22 protein-coding genes and 4 tRNA genes are annotated in these 24,585 nt (G+C 53.9%); 10 read left to right on the top strand and 16 right to left on the bottom strand.

What is annotated here, in order from left to right; genetic code table 11:
* Nucleotides 1-137: 137 nt before the first annotated feature.
* The 7 genes from EUZ85_RS12380 to EUZ85_RS12350 all read right to left on the bottom strand — a co-directional run bounded on the left by EUZ85_RS12380 (nucleotide 138) and on the right by EUZ85_RS12350 (nucleotide 2,622).
* Nucleotides 138-214: transfer RNA gene (locus tag EUZ85_RS12380), tRNA-Asp, on the bottom strand.
* 24 nt (nucleotides 215-238) lie between these two features.
* Nucleotides 239-314, bottom strand: a tRNA-Val gene (locus EUZ85_RS12375).
* 36 nt (nucleotides 315-350) lie between these two features.
* A tRNA-Asp gene (locus EUZ85_RS12370) sits at nucleotides 351-427 on the bottom strand.
* Nucleotides 428-447: 20 nt separating this feature from the next.
* Nucleotides 448-523 (bottom strand) — tRNA-Val (locus EUZ85_RS12365).
* A 221-nt stretch (nucleotides 524-744) separates the two neighbouring features.
* Nucleotides 745-1,125 carry a lactoylglutathione lyase gene (gloA, locus tag EUZ85_RS12360; protein WP_127969590.1) on the bottom strand — a complete coding sequence of 127 codons (381 nt, stop codon included), beginning with the start codon at nucleotides 1,123-1,125 and terminating at the stop codon, nucleotides 745-747.
* Between the two features lie 80 nt (nucleotides 1,126-1,205).
* Nucleotides 1,206-1,541 (bottom strand): hypothetical protein, encoded by a 336-nt coding sequence (locus EUZ85_RS12355; protein ID WP_127969589.1) that lies wholly within the window; start codon nucleotides 1,539-1,541, stop codon nucleotides 1,206-1,208.
* 229 nt (nucleotides 1,542-1,770) lie between these two features.
* Nucleotides 1,771-2,622 (bottom strand): DUF2846 domain-containing protein, encoded by an 852-nt coding sequence (locus EUZ85_RS12350; RefSeq protein WP_127969588.1) that lies wholly within the window; start codon nucleotides 2,620-2,622, stop codon nucleotides 1,771-1,773.
* A gap of 380 nt (nucleotides 2,623-3,002) precedes the next feature.
* Here EUZ85_RS12350 and EUZ85_RS12345 point away from each other — a divergent pair, with 380 nt between their 5' ends.
* A complete protein-coding gene (locus tag EUZ85_RS12345) occupies nucleotides 3,003-3,557 on the top strand; it encodes a hypothetical protein (protein ID WP_127969587.1) in 555 nt (184 codons plus the stop codon).
* Between the two features lie 84 nt (nucleotides 3,558-3,641).
* Here EUZ85_RS12345 and EUZ85_RS12340 read toward each other — a convergent pair whose 3' ends face one another.
* Nucleotides 3,642-4,538 carry a hypothetical protein gene (locus tag EUZ85_RS12340; protein WP_127969586.1) on the bottom strand — a complete coding sequence of 299 codons (897 nt, stop codon included), beginning with the start codon at nucleotides 4,536-4,538 and terminating at the stop codon, nucleotides 3,642-3,644.
* A gap of 373 nt (nucleotides 4,539-4,911) precedes the next feature.
* Between EUZ85_RS12340 and purE the strand changes: the two genes are divergently transcribed.
* From purE to EUZ85_RS12310, 6 genes are all read left to right on the top strand, one after another.
* The gene (purE, locus tag EUZ85_RS12335; RefSeq protein ID WP_127969585.1) at nucleotides 4,912-5,403 is read left to right on the top strand and encodes a 5-(carboxyamino)imidazole ribonucleotide mutase; all 492 of its coding nucleotides are present in this window, start codon (nucleotides 4,912-4,914) and stop codon (nucleotides 5,401-5,403) included.
* Nucleotides 5,400-6,527, top strand: a complete 1,128-nt coding sequence (locus EUZ85_RS12330) for a 5-(carboxyamino)imidazole ribonucleotide synthase (protein ID WP_127969584.1) — start codon at nucleotides 5,400-5,402, stop codon at nucleotides 6,525-6,527. The genes purE and EUZ85_RS12330 overlap by 4 nt, the downstream gene beginning before the upstream one ends.
* Before the next feature lie 359 nt (nucleotides 6,528-6,886).
* Nucleotides 6,887-7,471 (top strand): superoxide dismutase [Fe], encoded by a 585-nt coding sequence (gene sodB / locus EUZ85_RS12325; protein ID WP_127969583.1) that lies wholly within the window; start codon nucleotides 6,887-6,889, stop codon nucleotides 7,469-7,471.
* Between the two features lie 226 nt (nucleotides 7,472-7,697).
* On the top strand, nucleotides 7,698-9,758 hold the full coding sequence (locus EUZ85_RS12320; protein WP_127969582.1) for a bifunctional diguanylate cyclase/phosphodiesterase: 2,061 nt from the start codon (nucleotides 7,698-7,700) through the stop codon (nucleotides 9,756-9,758).
* Between the two features lie 98 nt (nucleotides 9,759-9,856).
* The gene (locus tag EUZ85_RS12315; protein WP_127969581.1) at nucleotides 9,857-10,450 is read left to right on the top strand and encodes a LemA family protein; all 594 of its coding nucleotides are present in this window, start codon (nucleotides 9,857-9,859) and stop codon (nucleotides 10,448-10,450) included.
* A 13-nt stretch (nucleotides 10,451-10,463) separates the two neighbouring features.
* Nucleotides 10,464-12,407 (top strand): M48 family metallopeptidase, encoded by a 1,944-nt coding sequence (locus EUZ85_RS12310; RefSeq protein WP_127969580.1) that lies wholly within the window; start codon nucleotides 10,464-10,466, stop codon nucleotides 12,405-12,407.
* Nucleotides 12,408-12,471: 64 nt separating this feature from the next.
* Here the strand turns inward: EUZ85_RS12310 and gspD are convergent, their stop codons facing one another.
* The 6 genes from gspD to EUZ85_RS12280 all read right to left on the bottom strand — a co-directional run bounded on the left by gspD (nucleotide 12,472) and on the right by EUZ85_RS12280 (nucleotide 19,121).
* Complete coding sequence (gene gspD / locus EUZ85_RS12305; RefSeq protein ID WP_127969579.1) at nucleotides 12,472-14,415, bottom strand: type II secretion system secretin GspD; 1,944 nt, start codon at nucleotides 14,413-14,415, stop codon at nucleotides 12,472-12,474.
* A gap of 63 nt (nucleotides 14,416-14,478) precedes the next feature.
* Nucleotides 14,479-15,315, bottom strand: a complete 837-nt coding sequence (locus tag EUZ85_RS12300; protein ID WP_127969578.1) for a type II secretion system protein N — start codon at nucleotides 15,313-15,315, stop codon at nucleotides 14,479-14,481.
* Nucleotides 15,316-15,321: 6 nt separating this feature from the next.
* The gene (gspN, locus tag EUZ85_RS12295; protein ID WP_164887229.1) at nucleotides 15,322-16,071 is read right to left on the bottom strand and encodes a type II secretion system protein N; all 750 of its coding nucleotides are present in this window, start codon (nucleotides 16,069-16,071) and stop codon (nucleotides 15,322-15,324) included.
* Nucleotides 16,072-16,450: 379 nt separating this feature from the next.
* The gene (groL, locus tag EUZ85_RS12290; protein WP_127969577.1) at nucleotides 16,451-18,100 is read right to left on the bottom strand and encodes a chaperonin GroEL; all 1,650 of its coding nucleotides are present in this window, start codon (nucleotides 18,098-18,100) and stop codon (nucleotides 16,451-16,453) included.
* A gap of 53 nt (nucleotides 18,101-18,153) precedes the next feature.
* Complete coding sequence (groES, locus tag EUZ85_RS12285; protein WP_127969576.1) at nucleotides 18,154-18,444, bottom strand: co-chaperone GroES; 291 nt, start codon at nucleotides 18,442-18,444, stop codon at nucleotides 18,154-18,156.
* A 170-nt stretch (nucleotides 18,445-18,614) separates the two neighbouring features.
* Nucleotides 18,615-19,121 (bottom strand): FxsA family protein, encoded by a 507-nt coding sequence (locus EUZ85_RS12280; protein WP_127969575.1) that lies wholly within the window; start codon nucleotides 19,119-19,121, stop codon nucleotides 18,615-18,617.
* A gap of 315 nt (nucleotides 19,122-19,436) precedes the next feature.
* Here EUZ85_RS12280 and EUZ85_RS12275 point away from each other — a divergent pair, with 315 nt between their 5' ends.
* Nucleotides 19,437-20,198: an SDR family oxidoreductase gene (locus EUZ85_RS12275; protein ID WP_127969574.1), complete on the top strand. Its 762-nt coding sequence runs from the start codon at nucleotides 19,437-19,439 to the stop codon at nucleotides 20,196-20,198.
* A gap of 98 nt (nucleotides 20,199-20,296) precedes the next feature.
* Nucleotides 20,297-20,617, top strand: coding sequence for an MGMT family protein (locus EUZ85_RS12270; protein ID WP_127969573.1), 321 nt, complete (start codon nucleotides 20,297-20,299; stop codon nucleotides 20,615-20,617).
* A 19-nt stretch (nucleotides 20,618-20,636) separates the two neighbouring features.
* Here EUZ85_RS12270 and EUZ85_RS12265 read toward each other — a convergent pair whose 3' ends face one another.
* Together EUZ85_RS12265 and EUZ85_RS12260 are read right to left on the bottom strand one after the other, a co-directional pair.
* Complete coding sequence (locus EUZ85_RS12265) at nucleotides 20,637-22,217, bottom strand: MFS transporter permease (RefSeq protein ID WP_127969572.1); 1,581 nt, start codon at nucleotides 22,215-22,217, stop codon at nucleotides 20,637-20,639.
* Between the two features lie 138 nt (nucleotides 22,218-22,355).
* On the bottom strand, nucleotides 22,356-22,841 hold the full coding sequence (locus EUZ85_RS12260) for a YajQ family cyclic di-GMP-binding protein (RefSeq protein ID WP_127969571.1): 486 nt from the start codon (nucleotides 22,839-22,841) through the stop codon (nucleotides 22,356-22,358).
* Between the two features lie 521 nt (nucleotides 22,842-23,362).
* Here EUZ85_RS12260 and EUZ85_RS12255 point away from each other — a divergent pair.
* Nucleotides 23,363-24,349, top strand: a complete 987-nt coding sequence (locus EUZ85_RS12255; protein ID WP_127969570.1) for a response regulator — start codon at nucleotides 23,363-23,365, stop codon at nucleotides 24,347-24,349.
* The last annotated feature ends 236 nt before the right edge of the window (nucleotides 24,350-24,585 follow it).

Genomic DNA, 24,585 nt, shown 5'->3' with positions numbered 1-24,585 from the left:
CGTCCAAGGTATCAAACAGGTATGTCAGGATGATGACAGAGAAAAAACAGAATAATTCTGAAAGGAAAACAAATGAGTGATTGAAATCAGAAAATTAAGATATGAAGTTAAAACAAGAGGAATATGAAGGGAAGAGTTGGCGGAGCGGACGGGACTCGAACCCGCGACCCCCGGCGTGACAGGCCGGTATTCTAACCGACTGAACTACCGCTCCGCGAAAATCCATCTTTGGGGAAGATGGTGGGTGGTGCAGGGATCGAACCTGCGACCCTCGCCTTGTAAGGGCGATGCTCTCCCAGCTGAGCTAACCACCCAGTTCCAGATGAACTGGCTCTTGATCAAGTAGAAATTGGCGGAGCGGACGGGACTCGAACCCGCGACCCCCGGCGTGACAGGCCGGTATTCTAACCGACTGAACTACCGCTCCGCGATCTCTATTTCAGAATTTGGTGGGTGGTGCAGGGATCGAACCTGCGACCCTCGCCTTGTAAGGGCGATGCTCTCCCAGCTGAGCTAACCACCCCCACGTCACTCTGAATCAAGAGGCGCTTCCGAATCAACCTTGCGAACCGCTTGGCTGCCCCGTGAAGACGATGCGCATAGTACTGATCACCCCAAGGAGTGTCAAGCGCAATGTTTAAAAAAGTTTTTCTAATTTCTATTTAGCTGAAAAGTCGATCAAAAGCGCCACATTACGGCGCTTATTCTATTAAGAAATAAGCGTCCGTGCAGGCAGAGCAAAAGTTAGCGCTGGATCAACTCAATCATATAGCCGTCTGGATCTTTAACGAATGCAATCACGGTAGTTCCGTGCTTCATTGGGCCCGCCTCCCGAACCACCTGCCCGCCTTTTTCGCGAATAGCGTCGCAGGCTTGATAGGCGTCTTCCACTTCAACGGCGAGATGACCGAACCCGGAGCCCAGCTCATATGCAGCGGTATCCCAGTTGTGAGTCAACTCAATGACGGCGTTTTCCGACTCATCGCCGTAACCGACAAACGCCAATGTGAAACGGCCTTCCGGGTAATCTTTGCGCCGTAACAGACGCATACCCAGCACTTCAGTGTAAAAACCGATGGAACGATCCAGATCCCCGACCCGGATCATCGTATGCAATAGCCTCATGATTTTCTCCTAACAACACAGTGTGAAAAATAGGGCTACCTTACCATATCCGAAAGCGCGATGACTTTGCGGGCTCGATCTCAAACATCCTGACGCGATGCGCCAGCGTCGCTGATTCCATGTCGCGCTGCGCAGGACTTTTCCTCCAGGCGAGCGGACTCGACATTAGAACGTCGGCATTCGGGAATGGCTTTATCCGCCAGCGATTGATTGATACCGTCAAAGAAATGATGGGCCGAGTCGATACTTTGTCGCACTTTGGGCTCAAGCGCCGCACTGATGCGTGTCGCTCCAGCCAAGCCGCCTTTTCCCGTCTGCAAGGCCTTATCATAGGCTCTGCTATATACATCCTTCACACGGTCAACAAAGCTTTTGGTCTTTTGCACATGATCTTGAAACATGGTCGTCACGCTCATAGTTCAGTAAGTCCTTTTTCTGTTTCCTGTCCGCCGTTGATTCGCCGCCGCTTACACCCAAAATTAAGCGGCTGAAAACCTTACCCATATTTCAGAAGCGCGGCGTCGCCGCGGCCTCTGCTTCAATCGAAGCCCTTACAGTAAATGATAGATGTTAAACCCAGATGTCACCCTATAGAACCGGGTGACAGTACAGAATTGAAAATTTAATGTGATGATCGCGCCGCCTTTAGAATGGCCACCACCACGATGCCCCCTCACTTTCCGCCAGCTGCGCCTCGTAAGCGTTTTTACGCTTGTCCAGCTCACGCTGCATACGATCCGTCTTCAGCCGCTTGGTCGGCCCCCCGCCGCACATATACATACACCACCATTTATCGGGGCGGTAATATCCCTGCTCCTTCAACCTTTCTATTTCTTCCTCGCGGGCGACCTCAATTTCTTCCTGCTCACGTTCAAATGAATATTCGATATTCTCTTTCACAATAGAGGTGGCGGCATGATTAGGCGCCAGCAGATCGCTATTCAGAAAGCGGGTCTCTACGATTTCGTTATAAGCGAAGTCAGCGGCCACCAACTGTAAATCCCCTTCCGCCCAGGGCGAGTCGGTTTCGATTTCCGGGTTTGGATCGGGTTTGCTGATTTCGGAATAACGCAGATAGTATATTTTGCCCGCATCGACACTGAGTATCTGATCTGTCATATCGCTCAGGGTAAAGCCGCCGATGCCTTCGAAGCCCAGCAGAGGCCTGCGCATAGTGACGCGTCGCTCGCCCGGAGCCACCTGCAGCCAGGTATAGCTGTTGTCGCGAAAGTTGAAATATTGACTGTCATCGACATAAACGCTGGGAGACTCGATCTCTTCTGACGCCCAGTCACTGTGAGGCCGGTAAAAATATATAAGCGCAGAAGACGCACTATCCCACTCCGAGTCAGGAATATGCACGAATTTAGGGCCGCTGACCGGATGCACAAAGGCTCCTACGCTCTTCCCCATGGATTGATAGATCTTACATCCACTCATCCCCACCGCCGTCGCCAGCAGTAGAACAAGCGTTCTGAGGCTAGGATATCGCTGCATACTCACTCCCCCGTCTATAAAGGGCGTCGCTTTCATGACCATTTCACAAATCATGGCTCTTGTTTATTGAGGCGGAGGGTTTTGCGGGACGACTCCCTTGGGGTCTAGCCCTCCAGACTGGGGATGATTCTAACAACCGTATGCTTCGCCAGCTGAGAATTGGAGCAAGAATTCGCTACAACGCGTTACTTTGAACTACATTTCTTTACAGTTATTTTGCCTGCAAGCAGGCGTCACTCGACGGACAGGTTAAATTTTCAACAGGGAACGGCGAATGACAATAATTAAGCCGTATTTTGAAACGGCTCCACATTCCCGCTCGACTGAATTGCTACAATCAGTCACAACCAATTATAAAAAATGCGCAAGGGTCACTACTCATGAACGACTCGGATGTCCTCGCCACCGCGCCTGATCCGCAAGCGGGTCGCTTGTTCACACCTGCTTTGATAGCGCTACTGCTTGGCGCAGCCCTCAGTATTTCAGCAGAAGAACTTCCCTATGAGATGGAATGGAAAGCTCTGGATGAGCCCTCTACTGAAGCCAGCGTGCATATTGAGCTCGATGACGGACAAGCGCTCGATATCACCTTCTCCGAAGCGCAAATTAACTACATCCCCATTGCAGATACCGTAGAGCGCTCCACCTTGGACTCGATTTCACTCGCTCTACTTCAGAATCCACAGCTATCGAGTATTTTTGTTCCAGGCCTGTTCTCTCCGCCAGCGGCGGGCGGCCCGGTTTATGAAGAAGCGCAACGAGCGCGCAATGATGAAAGAGAGGCCGCACTATACGACCCCAACAAATTGGCGACGCTGGAAACCTCCGTCGCGGCGGCGCTACTTTTTCGCCAATATGTAGAAGTAAGAATCGAGCCGCAATTTCAAGCGGTGGATTTCGACGCGACCACAATCGTCAACACGCCGCGCCCGTAAAAGCCGTAAAAGAAAGAATAAAGGTTGATGCATACGCAGCAGGAGCGCGCCTAAGACTCACTTAGGCGCAACAGCGCAGGCTATTTATTTCTGTATGGCCTTCAATTGCAGACCGATTTCATTCATGCGACGATCCAGCTCAACGTAGCGTTGCACCAGTTGATTACGGGTGGCGTCGATGGCGCTGACTTTCTTCTCAAGCTCTTTGAGATTGCCGTCCAGGTTCTGCTCATTCATTTTGCCGATCATGCGCTCAAGCTTGGCGACAGCCACGGTTTGCTCAGAGATGGATTTCTCCAGCTTGTCGGAGCTTTGTTTCAGAAGTTGCGTCAACTCAGCCTGCTTCCTCTCCAACGCTTCATCAGTGCGCCCCATATCATCCGCCAACGCGGAAATCTGCAGCGCCTGGGCTTCTTGAGACTTGCCAAGATTTTCACCGATGACCGTCAGGCCATTTATCTCACCGCTTAGCGCTTTGATCCTCTCCTGCGACTGCTTTAAATCGCCCTGCAGGGCTGTCAGCGCTTTCTGATTTTCCTCAATCAACTGTTTGTTGCGCTTATTGGACACATCCCACAGCTTGCGGATTTCAGAGTCCAAGGTCTTCAATTCCCTGGCCATCTCGTTGCCGCTTTGCGCCATGGTGGCGTCGGTCTGGTTGATTTGACCTTCAAGGCGCGCAGTCACCAGCTTACTTTGGGATATGTACTGAGTCGCCTGCTGCAGTTGGGTTTGCAGGGACAGAATGGTTTGTTGCTGGTTTTTGACCTGCCAATATCCAATCAGCGCGAAAGTCAGCACCAATATGAATACAAAGACGATCGCCCATTGTGCGGGACGGGACAGTCTGACATAAGCCTCCACCGGGGCCTCCGCAACCGGCGCAGCCTTTTTAGGCTCAGCAGGTTTCGCCGCAGGCGCTTTATGGCGCTGTGATTGAAATCGATCAACCTCGTCTTTCTCGGGCTTAATTGTCTCCATGTAACCTCGCTAATGGACTGTATTTATATAGTGTATCGGCAAACGCCCGATTCTGCGCGGTTGCGCCATGGCATTTTAGACAATGCCGGAGTTTCCGTACACGCGCCCTTTCCAGCTTTACCGTATTTGCGACAGAACAGGCATGAAGCAACCCGCTATTATTCCGTTTTTCCTGAGCCAGATAAAGGCTCCGCTCGCGCCTGATCGCCTGGGCCTGCGGCGGGAGCCGGCAAGGGTCCGCTTTCGTTTGCATCCCATGTACCGACTCACTAAACTATGCGCCTCTTTTTTAAACAGTATGCCTCGACCACCCGCAAATTCGCGCCCCATAGGCGAATTTATCCAATAATGACAGGGTTACTAAGGAGAAATCATGCAGCCTTTAGTTGGCATTATTATGGGCTCCAAATCCGACTGGCCTACCATGGAGCACGCCGCCGAGATGCTCGACAAGCTGGGCGTTCCCTATGAAGTGCAAGTTGTTTCCGCTCACCGCACGCCGGACCTGCTGTTTGACTACGCCAAGTCCGCCGAAAGCAGAGGCATCAAGATAATTATCGCCGGAGCTGGCGGCGCCGCCCACCTGCCCGGTATGGCCGCGTCACAAACCTCGCTACCGGTGCTGGGCGTTCCCGTGCAGTCCAAGACGCTGAATGGCCTGGACTCATTATTGTCCATCGTACAAATGCCTGGAGGCGTCCCCGTAGGCACGCTGGCGATCGGTAAAGCCGGAGCCACTAACGCTGGCCTGATGGCGGCTCAGATTGTGGGCTTGCAGGACAGCAAAATCATGGACGCCGTCAAAGCGTTCCGCAAACAGCAGACAGACACGGTTCTCAATAACGCTGATCCAAGGCAATCATGAAAAGAATTGGCATTCTCGGAGCCGGCCAACTTGGCCGCATGATGGCGCTGGCGGGTATGCCGCTGGGCTTTGAATTTGCGCTTTACGATACCTCCGGGGCCCCTTCCGCAGGCCTCGGTACGATTTTCAGCGACCCCGAAAACACTCAGTCGGAGCTGGATCGCTTCCTTGATTTCGTTGATGTAGTGACCTACGAGTTTGAGCACTTACCCCTGGATCTGGCGCAAAATATCGCCGCTCGCAAACCTCTGTATCCAGGGGTGGAAGCCTTGCGCGTATGTCAAAACAGAGAGCACGAAAAGGCGCTGTTTACCCAATTGGGCATCCCCACTCCCAAATATCGCCTGGTAAACAGCCCGGAAGAATTGGCTGAGGCAGTTCGCGAACTGGGAGCTCCCGTCGTGGCGAAATCCATTACGGAAGGCTACGACGGCAAAGGCCAGGCAGTCCTGAAATCCGCCGAGGAGGCGGAAGAGGCCTGGAACAGCATTGGACACCCCCGACTGATTGTCGAGTCCTTCGTCAATTTCTCCCGGGAAATATCCATCATCGCCGCCCGCAGCAGCACTGGTGAAACCGTCACCTACCCCTTGGCGGAAAACATTCATCATGGCGGCATTCTGCGTTACACCATCGCCCCCGCGCCGCGCATTAGCGATGATCTGGCGCAGAAAGCGGCTGAGTATATTGAAAAGCTGATGGCGCATCTGTCTTATGTGGGCATCCTGGCTCTGGAGCTGTTTGAAACGCCTGAGGGCCTCCTGGCCAATGAGATGGCGCCGCGAGTGCACAACTCCGGTCACTGGTCCATGAATGGAGCGCACACAGGGCAGTTTGAAAACCATTTACGCGCCGTCGCCGGCTTACCTTTGGGCGATACCCAGCCTGTCGGCGTCAGCTGTATGATCAACCTGATTGGTCGTCATGCTGACCGCGAAAGCGTATTGACGCTCAGCGACACGCATCTGCATCTGTATGGAAAAGAAGAGCGCGCCGGCCGCAAGCTGGGGCATATCAACATTGTCGCGGAAGACTACAAAGCGTTGATCGCCAAAGTGGAGAAGTGCCTCCCTTTCGTGCCGGAGCACTCGCCTTTCACTTCCTCGCTGGCTCACTTTGACTAGCGTTTTGTCGGTCCATTTTTATGGGCCGACATCCCCAACAAACCATCTGTATTTCTTATAACCAACTGATCCGGTCCCTCGCCTAGCTTATTAATTTTATTAATAAGTCTGATTAATAATCTTGAAAAACCCTTGATAGAACTCCATATATGCGGGTGATATCATTCTGCGCGATCAACCAAAAGAATTCTGTCGGTCGCCATCTGACCGGCATCAATACCCAGGGTGATACTGTGATGACCCTGAGCCTGCAGGCTGAATTTCCGGAGATTCGGAGCTATCTCTTCTTACTCAGTCTGTATACTCTAGAATCAGAGACTTACACGGGATTACACACTTAAAAAGACGGAGAAAATCTCATGGCATTTGAACTTCCTGCCCTCCCTTATGAAAAAAATGCGCTTGCGCCGCACATTTCCGAAGAAACTATCGAATACCACTACGGTAAGCACCACAAAACTTACGTCGATAAGTTGAACGGTCTGGTGCCCGGAACTGAGTACGAAGGGAAGTCTCTGGAAGAGATTATCATGGCTTCCAAGAGCGGCCCCGTTTTCAACAACGCCGCCCAGATCTGGAACCACACTTTCTACTGGCACTGCCTGAGCCCTAACGGCGGCGGCGAGCCTACTGGCGAGCTGGCGGACGCCATCAACAAAACTTTCGGTTCCTTCGAAAGCTTCAAAACCCAATTCACTGACAAAGCCGTTAACAACTTCGGTTCCGCTTGGACCTGGTTAGTCAAAAACGCTGACGGCTCACTGGAAATCTTCAACACCAGCAACGCAGGCACGCCAATGACTGACGGCAAAACCGCACTGCTGACCGTTGACGTTTGGGAACACGCTTACTACATCGATTACAGAAACGTTCGCCCTAACTACATGAATGCGTTCTGGAATCTGGTGAACTGGGATTTCGTCGCCAAAAACCTGGCCGCTTAATCCGTTCCAACGTCGGGGCCCAGCGCCCCGGCGTGATTCATCTCCAGACAGCCCCCACTCTCCCGCTTTTTATCTCACTCACCAGATATTCAGTTTCTCTCCGCCACGCCCTCTGTACCCGCGCGCCTAAGCTGTTACTTTGCCCCGTATATAACTACACTTTCTATAGCAGGGGATAATAAGATTGACACAAACACCACCGTCGGCGTCGAAGCAATCAATCAGCATGGTTCAAGAAAAGCAAAACGCTCCAGTAAAATGGCGACATAGTCTGTCCGCCAAATTAATGAACTGGGTGTTGTTTACCGCTTTGGCGGTAGGCGTTTTACTCAGCATTGGTCAGATTATTTTTGAATCCATGCGCGCCGTGGAGGAAATGGACAACGAGGCCAGACAAACCCTGGCCATTGTGCGCGACCCCGCCACTCAGGCGGTATACAGTATCGACCCCGACCTGGCGCAACAGGTTCTGGAAGGCCTGTTCGAAAAACCGTCCATTCGCTATGCAGCCATCGCTCATCCCAATCAGACTATTCTGGCTGAACTCTCCAAACCCCTGCAGGAAACCCAAAGCCGCTGGATGACCGACGCCATCTTCGGCAAAGAGCGCGAGTACGCCATCTCTTTATTCCGCCCAACGCCGCAACCGACCTACTATGGCGAGCTAAAGATCGTCGTAGATACCGCACCGAAATCGGCGCTGTTTTTGGAGCGCTCCATACTGATTTTTATGACCGGCCTGCTGCGCGCCCTGCTCTTGGCGTTTGTCCTGCATCTGGTTTACCACTTCCTGTTAACCGCGCCGCTCAAGGCCATTATCAACTCCCTGCTGCGCATCAACCCCGCTGAGCCCGGTTTACAGTCGCTTCCGGTTCCCCGCCAACATGAAAGAGACGAACTGGGCAGCTGGGTGCGGGCCGCCAACAGCCTTTTGCAGTCTATAGAAGAGCACCAACAGAAGCGTCAGGCGGCGGAAGCGCGGATCATCAAGCTATCCCAGTACGACTCCCTCACCGGCCTGCCAACCCGCTCCCTGTTCAGTAATTACATTGCCGCAGCGGTGGATGACTCTGAGGCGCTGAACCAGAAATTTGCGGTTTTTTGCGTCGGCATCGACGACTTTAAGTCGATCAACGAACAACTGGGCTATAGCCAGGGAGACAAGTTGCTACAAGCCTTCGCCGAGAGACTGCTGTCGCAGCGGGACGGCGTGCATACGGTCTGCCGGCTCGGCGGCGACCAATTCGCCCTGATCCTGTTTAATGTCAGCAGCAGTTACCGGGTGGCGGCTTTCGCTGAGTCACTGCTTCGGGAAATCAGTCGTCCGTTCGAGATTGAGGACCAACTGACTCCCGTATCCTGCACCATCGGCATCGCCATTTACCCGGATGACGCCCGCGATGCGGAGAAAATTCTGCAAAAGGCCGAACAGACCATGATGCTGGCCAAGTCTGTCGCCAATAATCACTTTCAGTTCTACGTCGCCAGCCTGGACAGCGAAATCCGCGAACGTAAAAAACTGGAGAAAGATCTCTCCAGGGCCATACAAAATAACGAGCTGTTTTTGGTCTACCAGCCGCAAATGGACCTGAATTCAAAGCAGGTTGTAGGCTGTGAGGCGTTGCTGCGCTGGCGTCATCCAGAACGCGGCCTGGTGCCTCCTGATGTCTTCATTCCCATTGCTGAGGCCAATGAGACCATTCTTGAAATTGGCGACTGGGTGCTGCACGAGGCCTGCGCTCAGGTTAATCAGTGGCGCAACCAGGGCTTCAACATCAAAGTGGCGATAAACCTGTCCGCCAACCAGCTCAGGCAGAAAGAGTTCGCGCCTCATGTTCTGAAGATCATCGAAAGCCGCCAAATCCCTACCTCGCTCATCGAGCTGGAGGTCACGGAAACCAGCTTCATGGAGAATCTGAATCAGGCAATCACTTCCCTGCGCCACCTGAGCGAATTCGGCATACAATGCGCCGTGGATGATTTCGGCACCGGCTATTCATCGCTCAGTTACCTGAAGCAGCTGCCTATCCGCAAGATCAAAATCGACAAACAGTTTGTCCGCGACCTGATGAAAGACGAAGACGACACCCAAATCGTGCACGCCATCATCCAGCTGGGCAAAAGCCTGCGCCTGGACGTCATCGCCGAAGGCGTGGAAACGCCACGGCAGGAGCGCTTCCTGAAGCATGACGGCTGCACGCTGGCGCAGGGCTACTATTACAGTAAGCCGGTGCCGCCGGAAGAGTTCATTGAGTTCATGAAAGTCAGTCACGCGCCGCAGACCTGACCACCAACTCATCACGTCTGACGCCGCGCATAAGGGTGGAACTTGCGTAACACCCTCATTTAACATGCGGGAAAACATTCTTTTACGGGAGTCTATTAATGAGCATTTCCGCGATTATCGGCATTGTCGTCATCATCGCCGTCGCCTTCTATCTGATATCCATCTACAACAAACTCGTGTCTCTGAAGAATCGCTTCAAGAACGCTTTCGCCCAAATAGACGTACAGTTGCAGCGTCGTCATGACCTGATTCCCAACTTGGTGGAGACCGCCAAGGCGTTTATGAAGCATGAGCAGGACACGTTGGAGAAAGTCATGCAGGCGCGCAACCAGGCGATCAATGCGCAACAGGCGGCGGCGCAACGTCCTGAAGAAGGAGACCGCATCAAACAGCTGTCTCAGGCCGAGGGCATGCTGAGCCGCGCTCTGGCGAACTTCTACGCCGTGTCTGAAAACTATCCGGACATCAAGGCGAATCAAACCATGCAACAGTTGATGGAAGAGCTCACCAGCACGGAAAATAAAGTTGGCTTCGCCCGTCAGGCTTACAATGATGCCGTAATGACCTATCACACCTATCGGGAACAGTTCCCCAGCAATCTTATCGCCGGCTTTTTCGGCTTCAAAGAAACGGAGATGTTTGAGGTTGAGTCCGCGGAGGCTCGTCAGGCTGTAAAAGTCAGCTTTAACTAATTCCTGACAAGTCATGGATTTTTTCGCCAAGCAAGAGCGCGCGCGCAAGCTCTCCGGTCTACTCCTGCTCCATTTCGCCGCCGCTTTGATCGGCATAGCGCTCGCCATTAATATCGCCGGGTTCATCGCTTACCACCAGTTCGTGGACGCGCGCATGACCCCAAACATCTGGCTGGCTGGCCCAGCCTGGTGGGTCGCACTGGCTGTCATCGCCATTGTCGCATTGGGCGCAGGAAAACGCTTTTTACAATTGAGGAGCGGCGGACGATCCGTAGCGCAGATGGTCGGCGCACGCCAGATCAACGCAGCGACCCAAAATCCAAACGAACGCCGCCTGATCAATGTCGTGGAAGAAATGAGCATCGCTTCCGGCGTGCCCATCCCCAGCATTTACATTATGGACAAGGAAGAGGCCATCAACGCCTTTGTGGCGGGCTACACGCTTGAAGACATGTCTCTGGTCGTCACCGCCGGTACGCTTAACTCACTCAGCCGGGATGAGTTACAAGGCGTTATTGGCCATGAATTCAGCCATATTCTGAACGCAGACACTCGCTTGAACGTACAGATTATCGCCGTTCTCGCGGGCATCCTTCTGATAGGCTCCACCGGCGCCTTTCTGTTGCGAATGTCCAGTCGCAGCGGCGGTAGGCGCTCACGCGACGCGCGTGGGGTAATCATTGTCTTGGCGGCAGGATTCACTCTATTCGTATTGGGTTATATTGGTCTGTTTTTTGGCCGCTTAATTCAAGCTGCGCTTTCCCGCCAACGGGAATATCTGGCGGACGCGTCGTCGGTGCAGTTTACCCGCAATCCAGAAGGTATCGCTGGTGCGCTTTTCAAGATCAGGGAAAGCCAGACACACTCCTACCTGGGACATACGTCCAGCGCCCAGGAGGTCAACCATATGTGTTTTGGCGAAAGTCTGAAGCTGAGTGCCTGGTTCGCTTCCCATCCGCCGCTGGACGAGCGCATTCGCGCTGTGGACCCGCTTTTTCTGACCAAGCAGCGCGCGCGCCGCAACCAAGGTCAAGCGCAACAAACTGCAGCAACAACCTCAAGAGCTCTCCCGGCCACATCAGGATTCGCTCCAGAAAGCGCGCCGCCCTCCACGGAGCAAATCAAAAGCGCAGGCATCGCCAGGCAAGTTGGACGTCATACGCAGGCGACGCAAGACTGGAGCCAGCGAACACTGCAACGGTTGCAGACCACCTTTGGCGACGCCCTGCATACGCCAAGTCAGTCGGAAAGCATGATCTATACTCTACTGCTGCTGGAGTCGCCAATCAGATTGCCCGTGGGCGACACCATCCTGCACTCATCGGGAATCCCGATAAAAAGCACACCAGATTTCGACAGTCTTGAACGCAAGATCACGACATTACCGGCCAATCACCGTTTACCGCTTTTAGAAGTCTGTCTTGGCGCGCTGAAAGGAGGCGACATCGCCGCTCGCTCCCACGTCGTCGCTACGGCGCAGCAAATTGTCGCCCTGGACGAACGCACGACACTTTCGGAATTCGCCATCCTCGCCCTATTACGCACGCAGCTGGATGAGAACTTCGCTCCACAGCGAGAAACGCTGAATCGCTACGAACAGGCCAGCAATGAAATTGCACTGATGCTTTCCGCTTTTGCTCGTCTGGGCGTCGCAGCTGCAGGCGCAAGCCCGGAAAACAATCCCAGCCAGTTCTTCAAACAAGTGATGTCGCAAAACTTCCCTCACCTGCATGCAAGCTTTCACTCCAGACTGGTTTCCGATCAGCTTGCGGATGCGCTCAACAGACTGTCACAGTTGTCGGCATTGCTTAAACCCGCTGTGGTCGAGGCTTTCGCACAATGCGTCAGTTACGATGGCTATGTCAGCTTGAAGGAATATGAGTTGCTGCGCGCCGCAACGGCGGTAATGGGGTGTCCGATGCCGCCTCTAGAGCCCAGCGACGAGTTTGATAATTAGGAGAGAAAAGGAAGGAATCAGGAGCGAGGCGGCGGAGCCTGTCCGCCGCCTGAACTGAGAAGTATTACTGCTCGAACGCGTTCTCTCTGTATACGCTGTCCATAGAAGGCTTGATCATGGTCTCTGCATGCTTATCGCCTTTATGATCGCGTTTGATGCTCAGGTTAAGCTCCCACAGTTGATCATACTTATCCTGGCTCGCCTTCTTGGCTTCTTCCTTGTTGCGCAGAATAGTCGGGCGCAGGAACACGAGAAGGTTTTGCTTGTCTTTTTCGCGCTTGGTGCTGCGGAACAGCGCGCCTAACAGCGGGATATCCCCCAGCAGCGGCACCTTGGCTTCTGACAGCTTGTAGTTCTCGCTCATCAGACCACCCAGCACGATAGTTTCGGCATTGTCCGCCAAGACGGAGGTCTTGATCTGACGCTTATTGGTGATGATGTCCGACGCGCTTTCGTTGGAAGGCGCAATGGAAGAGGTTTCCTGTTCGATTTCCAGCCTGACCAGATCGCCGTCACTGATGCTTGGCGTCACACGCAAGGTCAAGCCTACGTCCTGACGCTCAATAGTAGTGAACGGGTTGCTGGTGCCGTCAGTGCCAGTGCCGGTTTGCCCGGTACGGAATGGCACGTTCTGACCAACGATAATTTCAGACTGCAGGTTATCCATAGTGATGATGCTTGGCGTGGACAGCAAGTTCGCCTGCCCGCTGGTGCCCAATGCCTGAATCAACGCGCCCCAACCTTTCTTGCCGTCAGCCTCGCCAATCGCCACCGCAGCGATATCGCCGCCAATGGAAGGAGTTGAGTTGCTGGCGATCGCCGCCAGTATCGCCGAGGCGGAAATGCCCACGTTAGTGAAGTTAGTAACGGTGGCCGGGCCAGACTTGCCAGTCAAATCCCCAGCGGCCATTTGCACGCCCAACTGACGACTCAGGCCATCGCTGATTTCCACAATCGCAGCCTCGATCAATACTTGCGCACGACGCACATCCAGCTGCTGAACGATCGCCTCAATCTCTTTCATCATAGAAGGCTCCGCCCGCACTACCAGCGCATTCAAACCTTCATCTGGATAGATGCTGACTTTGCCGCCGCCAGGAGCTGCTGCCGCGCCTTCGCCTTTTGCAGGCGCAATATCGCCCATCAGGCCTTTCAGCAATTCAGCCAGAGCTTCTGCGTCAGCATGACGCAAATTGATCACCTTGGTGGTGCCGCTCACTGCTGCAGGCTGATCCAGCTTGGCGATAAGGAGGCGCATTTTATCGCGGAAGTTCTCATCACCTTTCAGGATCAGACGGTTGCTACGCTCGTCGGCCACAACGCTGAACTTGTTGGCGGGCCCTTTTGGCGCGCCTTTACCCAGCTCGGAGGGAGCCAGCTCTTCTAACAGCTTAACCATGTCGCCAACCCAGGCGTCTTTCAACTGGATGACTTCAAGTTGATAGTTAGAAGGGCTGTCGAGCTCACTGACGATGCGCTCAATACGGGCGATGTTATTAACGTGGTCACTGATAATCAGGGCGTTGGCGGCGGCGACGCCGGCAAGGTGTCCATACTTGGCCACCATCGGACGTAGAATCGGCACCAGTTCAAGGGCGTTGGCGTTCTTGACCTGTATGACCCGGGTCACCAACTGCTCCTGCGGCACCGTCTTAAAAATCGAGGTGTTCTCCGCGGTTTGCTTGGCCTCGTTCTGCTGCACAATTTTGATGATTCCCTCGGAAGGAATCGCCGCGAAGCCATGCACGTTCAACACGGAAAGAAACATTTCGTAGACTTCATCACGCCCCATGGCGGCGTTCGACACCACAGTGACTTTGCCTTTCACCCTGGGGTCGACTACAAAGCTGTAACCGGTGATGTCGGCGATTTGAGTAATGAAGGCGCGGATATCAGCGTCTTTAAGGTTGACCTTCCATGTCTGATCTTCGGCCCCCGCCACGCCGGAGAAAAAACCCGCAATCAACAACCAGGCAAATGTAAAGGCTCTAAAATGTTTCATGTCCATTCAACAATCTTTTTTTGATTTTCATTACTTTGAGGAAGTCGCTTAGCGCAGCGGGTAACTGGCTCAGCGTAATGGGTAACTGATAGTGAAAGTCGCCCCATCCCGTTCTATTTCCACCTCCAGCATGCCGCTTTCATACAGCTGCTGAATCATCTGTCTATCCTGCTCGATGTTGCCAAGGGTATGACCGTTCACTGAACGAATCACATCCCCTTTCTGCAGGTTCATGGCGCCCAACATTGGGTTATTGCCATCATACTGGTAGCCGGACGCTCCTTCGCCGCTACTCACTGGCGCCAGACCCACCGAAGCCAAGGCTCCCCGCGGATCTTCCTCCAATCTCTTCTGCGCGACGTTGACGAACTCTTCAGGAGAGTCGATCGCGCCCGTGTTTTTGGGTCTCGCCACCTGTTCGATGGCGCTGCCCGCAACAGCGACGGAATCGTCAAACGCCAGCTTCTCCAAGGCGCCATTCCGACTGATCAACACATGATCAGGAAACACTGCTGACAATTTGGCTCCGCCGGGCAGCATTTCATTAATACGATAATATTCGGCCGATTTTCCCTTTTCCGCAATGATAGCGCCGGACCCGCCCTCTTCGCCGCCGACTACAACCCCATACAGGTCCAGTCTCAACGCAGTAATCGGCGCATCCACTTGGCTCAACGCCTTTTTAGCGGAGTTATCTTCCGCCTTGCCGAATAAATTCCACGCAGGATAGTTTGCCTGCGTCGCCTGACTCTTGTTTGCATTCGCCACGCCGCCGACCGGCATGACGATAATGTCCGGGGTTCCCGCCCAAACGCCCCAGGTCACCCTTGCGGCCTGCCACGCCAGCATTACGACGATGGCGAGCAAGAGCACCCAGGTTATCTTAGTAATATGGCCTGTCAACATGGGTCGTTAAAGTATCCGTTGCTGTACCCGGAAAACAATGTCGTCAGGATTCGCCTGTTTACTCCAGGGCGCGCCCGCCAAGTCCAGCAACCGTTTGCGAATTTGTATCTTCGCTGTGCCGTCCCGCGTTACCTGAGCGCTCATAACAGGTTTGTTTTCCGTGCTATCCAGTACTTCCAGGTGAATTTCCTCACCCTCCTGTTTAATCAGCCCCTGCAACGGAGGCATTGTGGCGGTCTTATTTTCCCGGCCCATCGGATAGGTAACCGGCCCGCCCGCCCACTGCGCTCGCCCTGAAGCTCGCACAGGAAGACCCGTATCGGTGTCCAGCGTTACGTCCAAGCCACTGATCTTCAGCTCTCCGCTCAGATTCAGACGATGGCGGCGCAACGCCGGCGCCAGCGCCGCCAGATCCAAAGAACCGTCAGCAAGCACCCGGACCTGATCGAATCCATCCAATGCGGCTTTGGCGTCTATATCGATTTTGTTGGCGCGAAAGTTCAGCGCCAGAGCGTCGCCCATCTGCAGCAGACCGGATGGATATACGTCCCAATCCAGCACGCCAGTGGCCCAAGAATGAGAAATCAGCGCTTTGCCTTCCCAAAGCGTACCCTGCAGCTTCTGCACACGCACGGGAAGTTGGTTGGCGGGAACGCCGGCCTGACGCCACACAAACTCCACGGGCACGAGCAACACCAGCCCCGCCAGATAGGTCAGACCGCCAATAATAACCAATCCCACAATTTTTTTTATCACTTCTTTGGCCTACAACCTTCCCAATCAACCACTGAGCATATGCATATGCGCAATGGACTACATTCTAATTGTTGAATCGACAAACCCTACTACGCCAAGCCTCGGCGGCCATTGTCACTGACCGGGCTTCGCCTCCGGGAGGTTTAAGACGACTGTCGTGAACAGCAGAATTCTTTTATCTTCGCCTCAAAATGCAGGCTATAAAATTTTTACATGGTAACAAAAGCATAGCAGTGTTTTCTAAAGAATATTTGCAACATTGGCAACGAGTTTGAGGTTAAACATTCTTAATAGACCCCGCCGTCCGCTTCAGGTTCTTCACGCCATAAAAAAACCCGGCCGAAGCCGGGTTTTCCGCGGGAGCGTTATCGGGGGATGATTACATCATGCCGCCCATTCCGCCCATTCCGCCCATGCCGCCCATGTCTGGCATGCCGCCTTTCTTGTCGTCTTCAGGCAGGTCAGAAACCATACATTCAGTAGTGATCATCAGACCAGCAATAGACGCAGCGGACTGCAGTGCGGTACGGGTAACTTTCGCAGGGTCCAGAATACCCATCTCCAGCATGTCGCCGTATACTTCAGTGCCGGCATTGTAGCCGAATGCGCCTTCGCCCTGACGGACTTTGTCCACAACTACGGAAGGCTCGCCGCCAGCGTTAGCGACGATCTGACGCAGAGGAGCTTCCATCGCGCGACGCAGCAGGTTGATGCCGACGTTCTGATCAGCATTGTCGCCAGTCAGGTCAGAAACGGCCTGCAGTGCGCGCACCAGCGCTACGCCGCCGCCAGGCACCACGCCTTCTTCAACCGCAGCGCGGGTGGAGTGCAGCGCGTCTTCAACGCGGGCTTTCTTCTCTTTCATTTCCACTTCAGTCGCTGCGCCAACTTTGATAACGGCTACGCCGCCAGCCAGTTTAGCAACGCGCTCTTGCAGCTTCTCACGGTCGTAATCGGAAGAAGTTTCTTCGATTTGACGACGGATTTGCGCAACGCGCGCTTCGATGTCGCTCTTAGCGCCAGCGCCATCGATGATAGTGGTGTTTTCTTTGGTGACAACAACGCGCTTAGCGGTGCCCAGGTCATCCAGAGTAGCGCCTTCCAGGTTCAGGCCAACTTCTTCGGAGATAACGGTGCCGCCGGTCAGGATAGCGATATCCTGCAGCATTTCTTTACGACGATCGCCGAAGCCAGGCGCTTTAACCGCCGCAACTTTTACGATGCCGCGCATGTTGTTAACAACCAGAGTCGCCAGCGCTTCGCCTTCCAGATCTTCAGAGATCACCAGCAGAGGCTTGGAGGACTTGGCTACTGCTTCCAGTACAGGCAGCATTTCGCGGATGTTGGAGATTTTCTTGTCAACCAGCAGGATGAAAGGATCTTCCAGTTCAGCGCTCATACTGTCTTGGTTGTTTACGAAGTAAGCAGACAGGTAGCCACGGTCGAATTGCATACCTTCAACCACGTCCAGCTCGTCTTCCAGACCACTGCCTTCTTCAACAGTGATAACGCCTTCCTTACCAACTTTTTCCATCGCTTCAGCAATGATGTTGCCGATGCGCTCGTCGCTGTTGGCGGAGATGGTGCCAACCTGGGCGATGGACTTGGAGTCTTCGCAAGGACGGGAGATGTTCTTGATTTCTTTAACCGCAGCGATAACTGCTTTGTCGATGCCGCGCTTCAGGTCCATTGGGTTCATGCCCGCTGCAACGGACTTCAGGCCTTCGTTCAGGATCGCCTGAGCCAGTACAGTTGCAGTAGTGGTGCCGTCGCCCGCTTCATCGTTGGTTTTGGAAGCAACTTCCTTAACCATTTGCGCGCCCATGTTTTCGAACTTGTCTTTCAGCTCGATTTCTTTAGCTACGGACACACCGTCTTTAGTGACGGTAGGCGCGCCGAAGGACTTGTCCAGAACCACGTTGCGGCCTTTTGGACCCAAAGTGACTTTAACTGCGTCGGCCAGGGTATTAACGCCCGCCACCATGCGCTTACGCGCGGAATCGCCAAATTTAACGTCTTTAGCTGCCATAACAAAATCCCATTACTTGTTAGTTGATGACAAAAGTCTTTAGTTTCGGAGTGTTAGCCTTCGACTACGCCGAAGATGTCGCTTTCGCTCATGATCAACAGCTCTTCGCCATCAATCTTAACGGTGCTGCCGGCATACTGGCCGAAAACCACCTTGTCACCGACTTTGACCGCCAACGGACGGACATCGCCATTATCCAAAATACGGCCTTCGCCCACAGCCAGAACTTCACCCTGTGAAGGCTTTTCTGCCGCATTGCCGGGCAACACGATACCACCGGCAGTTTTGGTCTCTTCTTCCTTACGGCGCACGACAACACGTTCGTGTAACGGACGAATTTTCATTTCGCTTTTTCTCCCAGTTAGAACATTTAACTAGCTGACTTTTTGGTTTTAAACAGCAGCCGGACATCCGGGTTGGACCAGGAACGCCGAGTGCTTAAATTGTGGAGGTTTAAATGGGGCCCGGGGCGAGGATTTCAACACCCCGGCTATAATTTTTTTAAATTTTTTTCCTAGTCCTCTCGGGTGTACTCGCCTTCAATCACTTTATCCCCGCCAGCGCCTTGTCGTGGGCCGCCAGAGGGATCTCCGCGGAAAGGGCCGTCTCGTTCAGAGGTCGAAGAATAGGTCGTTTGACTATAACTGCGGCTTACTACTCGCCCGCTACGCAACAACGCGCCGCCAATACGGCCGATGAGCAACTTGCGCGTCAATGGCGTCAACAGAAGAAACCCCATGAAATCGGTCAAAAAGCCCGGCGTCACCAGCATGGCTCCGCCAATCAGCAGCGCTACGCCTTCCAGCATTTCTCCCGCTGGAGTCTCGCCCGCCTGCATTTTCGCCTGCAGACTGCTCAGCAGAGAAAATCCCTGCCGTCGCAGCATGGTCACGCCGACAAATCCAGTGACGATAAAAATCGATACCGTCGGCCAGAAGCCAATGGCGCCGCCGACTTCAATGATCAGATAAATCTCAATGAGCGCAATGAGGGGGATAAGAAAAGGTATTCTGCTTAGCATGATTCCGTCGTTACATCAGCCAGTGTTATGCAGGTGGAAATCGGTTTCTGGACCGTTTGGTGGTCGGCGAAATTACTGCCATAATACTGGCTTTACGAGCGCCTCCCGGCGCAGCCGCAAACCCTAGAACACCATATAATTCAATATAGTAAGCGGTAATTCAGCGTGGAGGAGTCCCGCCCCTGGCGGTCCGCTCCCCTCTATGAAGCGTATGTATCTTCACCTGTCGTTACTATAGATGGAGTTGTTTATTTCTATTTCAACGCGACGGACAAAGATTATTGTTTTTTCACTATCGAGAGAGTGGGACAAGTTATGCAATTGAAAGATTCTGTGGTTGTGATTACCGGTGGCGGCCAGGGCCTGGGCCGCGCCATGGCGCTGTATCTCGCCGAAAAAGGCGCCCGTCTGGCGCTGATTGACCTGTCAGAAGAAAAACTGCAGGAATGCGTCGCCAAATGCGAGGAGCTGGGCGCTGAAGCCAAGTATTATCTGTGCAACGTCGCCAAAGAGGCGGATGTTGAAAGCGTGTTCGCCAAAATTGCCGAAGACTTCGGCGGCGTCGATGCGCTGATCAACAACGCAGGCATCCTGCGGGACGGTATGCTGATCAAATATAAAGACGGCCAGGTCACTCACCGCATGAGCCTGGAGCAATGGCAGTCCGTTATCGACGTCAACCTGACCGGCGTGTTTTTGTGCGGACGCGAAGCCGCCGCCAAGATGCTGGAAAGCGGCCGCAAGGGCTGCATCATCAACATTTCCAGCATTTCCCGCGCCGGCAACATCGGCCAGACCAACTACTCAGCCGCCAAAGCCGGCGTCGTGGGCATGAGCGTGAGCTGGGCGAAGGAATTGGCGCGCTTCGGCATTCGTTGCATGGCGATCGCGCCCGGCTTTATCGAAACGGAAATGACCGGCTCGATGAAACCCGAAGCGCTGGAGATGATGACCAAGCAAATTCCTTTGCGTCGCATGGGCCAACCGAATGAAATTGCGCAGACAGTAAGCTTCATTCTGGAAAACGACTACCTTTCCGGTCGCGTCATCGAAGTAGATGGGGCGCTGCGAATCTAGCCAAAAGGGGCTTCGGCCCCTTGCTTTTTTACCTCACCGTGAAGCAGAACCCCGCTTCTTATCACCAAAAGCTTCATTAACCAATCAGCGCCGCGACCATGTCTGAACTCAGTCAACAGGAAAAACTGCAAGCTATCTGGTTCGTTGTCAGCCAGATTCCTCCTGGAAAAGTGGCGACCTATGGGCAAGTCGCCAGTCTCGCGGGATTGCCTGGTTTATCCCGCTATGTGGGATACGCCATGAAACAGCTTCCGGACGGCTCCAGCATTCCCTGGTACCGGGTTATCAACAGTCAGGGGAAAATCTCCTTCCCCCCAAAGTCCAAAGCGTTTTTTCGTCAGCAAAGCGCATTGACGCAAGAAGGCGTCGAGGTTCACAACGGACGCATCCCCCTGAAACGCTTTCAATGGGCGCCCTGACCTGAAGCCGCCCTCACCGTCATTTCAAAACGGCTTCCAGACGCACTCTCAGGAAGGTTAAAAAGATCAGGCTCGGTGTAATCATCAGCGTGGTAATGATAAAGAACACCACCCAATCGCCATTGAGACTATCCACCAACGCGCCGCTATATGAGGCCAGCAAGGTTCGCCCCAAGGTTCCGAGGGACGCCATCAGAGCATACTGCGCCGCCGTGAAAGCGCGGTTGCACATGACGGACAAAAACGCCACAAAGGCGACCGTGGACCAGGCGGACGTAAAGCCATCCACCACCACCGCGGACACCAGCATGGGTACGCTCGGCCCTACCATCGCCAGCGCTGCGAACATCAGATTGGAGGCGGCCATAGCGATACCGCCGATCATCAGGCCTCGATATAACCCATAGCGGATATTGACCAGACTGCCCAATATTGAGAACACGATGGTCACCCACCAGGTAACCGCTTTGGAATAGATGCCAATTTCTTCGTCCGTGAAGCCCACTTCTTTATAGAAAACCACCGACATCTTGCCGAGAAAGGCCTCGCCGATCTTGAACAAGAAGATAAACAACAGGATCGACGCCGCCAACTGCACGCCATTGCGACGGAAGAACTCCGCCAATGGCTCGATAAAGGTGGTCAGCAGCCAAACCAACGCGCGCTGATCCCAGCGAGTTGTGGGACTCTCAGGCGCATCCTGCGCCGCTTGCGACTCCCAACGCCACAGGGTGCGGATCATCCAGGCCAACGCCGCCAGATCCGCCATGGCGATAAACAGGGTCAACGGCGTGGAGGCGCGCCACTCTTCCGCCAGCCCTGGCTTGCCGATAATGGACCACACCGCCAACGCGATCATCACCATCAGTGCGACAAACATAGCGAGCGGCTTCGCCTCGCCTTTTGACCCCAGCACCCTCGCATAACGGGATTCCGCCGCCTGCTGGCCGCCCTCGCGATTGTTGTTAGGCTCGATGGCCGCCAGCCAGGTGAACGCCATCAGCAGAACGACTACAGCCGCCATCAGTACATACATATCGGCCCAGCCCCAGTCCCAGCGCCCCACCAGAATAAAAGGCGCAGCGCCCAGACCTGCGTAGCCCGTCCACCAACCGGCGGTGGCCATAGCTGACGCCGCTGACATCATCTTTCCGTCCCCTTCCGGGACGACATCGATGCGATAAGCGTCGATGGCGATATCCTGCGTCGCCGCGAAAAACGCCAGCGCCAGGGCGATGGACTTGGCGAGCAGCAAATCATCCGCCAGATCCACTCCCGACATCGCCCAGCAACATACCGCCACTAAAGCCTGCATCATCAGCACCCAACTGCGACGCTGCCCCAGCGCGCGCGTCAGCCAAGGCAAGCGCACGCGGTCCGCCACTGGCGACCACAAAAAGTTGGTTGAGTAGGCCAGGAACACCAGACCAAAAAAACCTATATCCGTGCGCGAATAGCCCACGTCCTTCAACCAGGCTGTGACCGCCGAGCCAATCATGACAGCGGGAAAGCCGCTGGAGATGCCAAATACAAAAATGGTCAACAGGCGTTTGTCGAGGTAATAGCGCACCCCATCGCGCCAGGAGGTCGGCGTTTCCAAGTTTCACAACCTTTTGTTTGCGGGAGAAATTCTGGCTCAGGATATAGTCAGGCGAGGCAAAGCTCCAGCATCCTGAAGCTTACTATGTAGTAAGAATATGCGGTGAGAAATGGCCGGTGAGAAACCGGCCCTGAAAAATCAGTCGCGAAAGTTATTGAACTGCATTGGGACATCCAGGGACTCGTCGCCACGCAGCAACTGGATGGCTTCTTGCAAATCATCTCTTTTCTTGCCGGTAATGCGCACCTGGTCGCCCTGGATAGAGGCCTGCACTTTCATTTTGCTTTCTTTGATCTTCTTGACGATGTCTTTCGCCACTTTCTGCTCCAGGCCTTCTTTCAGCGCATAGGAGCGCTTCACTTGCTTGCCGGATTTTTGATCTGTTGAGTCGCCCAGTACGCGCAGATCAACTTTGCGCTTGGACAATGTGGTATTGAGGATCAGCAGCATCTGCTCCAGTTGGAACTCCTGCTCCGCCGCCATTTCCACCGATTTTTCAGCCAGAGTGAATGAAGCCTCGACGCCCCGGAAGTCATACCGCATTTCCAGTTCCCGATTGGCCTGGTCCACCGCGTTGGTGAGTTCGTGACGGTCTATTTCTGAAACAATATCAAACGAAGGCATTCAATTCTCCAAATAGTCATTAACGTTTGCGCCCATCATACCCGCCCACGCAGTAAAGGTCGCGCCTGGCGAGCGTGTTTCGTCGGCTCCGCGACGAATACGGACATTCAACAGCATTCCTGGCCGCCACACTAACAAATAGCTTTCCCGGCATACCCTGCGGACGCGATCCTGACGCGGCTGCATGCAAAACTGTAAACACAACGTTACACCTGGGTGTGTCGGCAAGATCCGCCATGTGTCCGATAGCAATAAACTACAAGCCGTTTATTATAACTCGCACGAAAAATGCAGCTATACTTCTGACAACTAAGTTATTTCAAATAAAGTCTTGCAAGAACGCACGTCCAGACCAACCGCCCAGGCCTGACGGCGGGGCAAGCCCGGGCCGATTATCGCGGCCGGTTACGAAAGTTCTCACTTCATACAACCCATCCCGGCGATCCCATCCGCCGGAACGTTTATTGAACTATCGAGAATTTTTAAATGTATAACCAATAAGGTTGAACTGGACTTATTCCATGCCGAATCTAGATTTATCCATCCTTGTGGTCGACGACGCCAAATTCAGCAGCGCCATGATCGCCAAGACATTGAGAAACTCCGGTTATCACGATGTGCGTATCGCCCACAACGCCCCCTCCGCTCTACAAATGCTTGAAGAACGCGCCGTCAGCGTATTGATCGCCGACTGGCTGATGCCCGAAATGGATGGGTTGGAACTGACGGCCAAGGTTCGGCAACTTGACGAAGCCAGCAATCACTTTACCTACATCATTCTGCTGACCGCCAAAGAAGGCGTGGAAGCACTGGCCGAAGCCTTTGATCGCGGCGTCGACGACTTCGTTTATAAATCAGAGATGAACAAACAATTGTTGCCCCGCGTGTTCGCCGCAGACCGGATTTCCGATATGCAGAACACTCTGCTGGTGGCCAATCAACTGTTGATGGATAACATCAAGGAACTGCAGGAACGCAATGTGCTGGATCTGGCGACCGGCCTGGGCAATCAGGTGCTGGCCCGCGAGCGCCTTACTGATACGCTGCGTCAAATGGAGTCCCGCGGCGGCGCTGCAAGTTATCTGTTGCTGGGCATCAAGAACTGGCAGACCATCAAAAAGCACTTCAACCCGGCCATTCTTGAAGAGATCGCCAACGGCGTGTCCCGCCGCCTGCGCCACCTGACCCGACCTTTGGATACGGTCTGTCGAATCTCCGAGAATCAGTTCGCGGTCATTGGCCAGTTTTCCAGTCTGGAGCAGTGCACTACCAGCTGCTATCGCCGCATTCACGACGGCATCAATCTGAAAGCGTTCAAAACCACCGCCGGCTTCGTTTCCGTTCAGGCAGGCACCAGCGTATGCGCCATCGACGGCAGCACGACAACGCCAAAGGCCCAGCAAGTGGAAAAAGTCGCCTTGCGCCGCCTGCAGTACGCCTATGAAACCGCCACTATTGCTCTGGCCCTGTGGCCGGAAGTCAGCGACGAAGCCAAAGACGCAGAATAACCGCGTCTCGTTATCAGTCCTCGAATGATCTGAGGCGTCACCATTAAAAAGCCGGGATAGTCTTCCCGGCTTTTTAATGTCTGCTCGTCAATCTACATCACGCCAAATCAAAACTGCCAGAACACCGCTCTTTACGCAACCCCCTTATTCCAATCGGGTTATAAACTTAAAGCCCTTTCTGGCCCGGCATAACAAATACTTACGTCAATAACAGAAATGTTTCAGCAGCCGCTCCG

It is taken from the genome of Hahella sp. KA22 (assembly GCF_004135205.1).
Lineage (GTDB): Bacteria > Pseudomonadota > Gammaproteobacteria > Pseudomonadales > Oleiphilaceae > Hahella.
The sequence above is the reverse complement of the archived record's forward strand: the minus strand, read 5'-3'. Positions and strand labels throughout refer to the sequence as shown.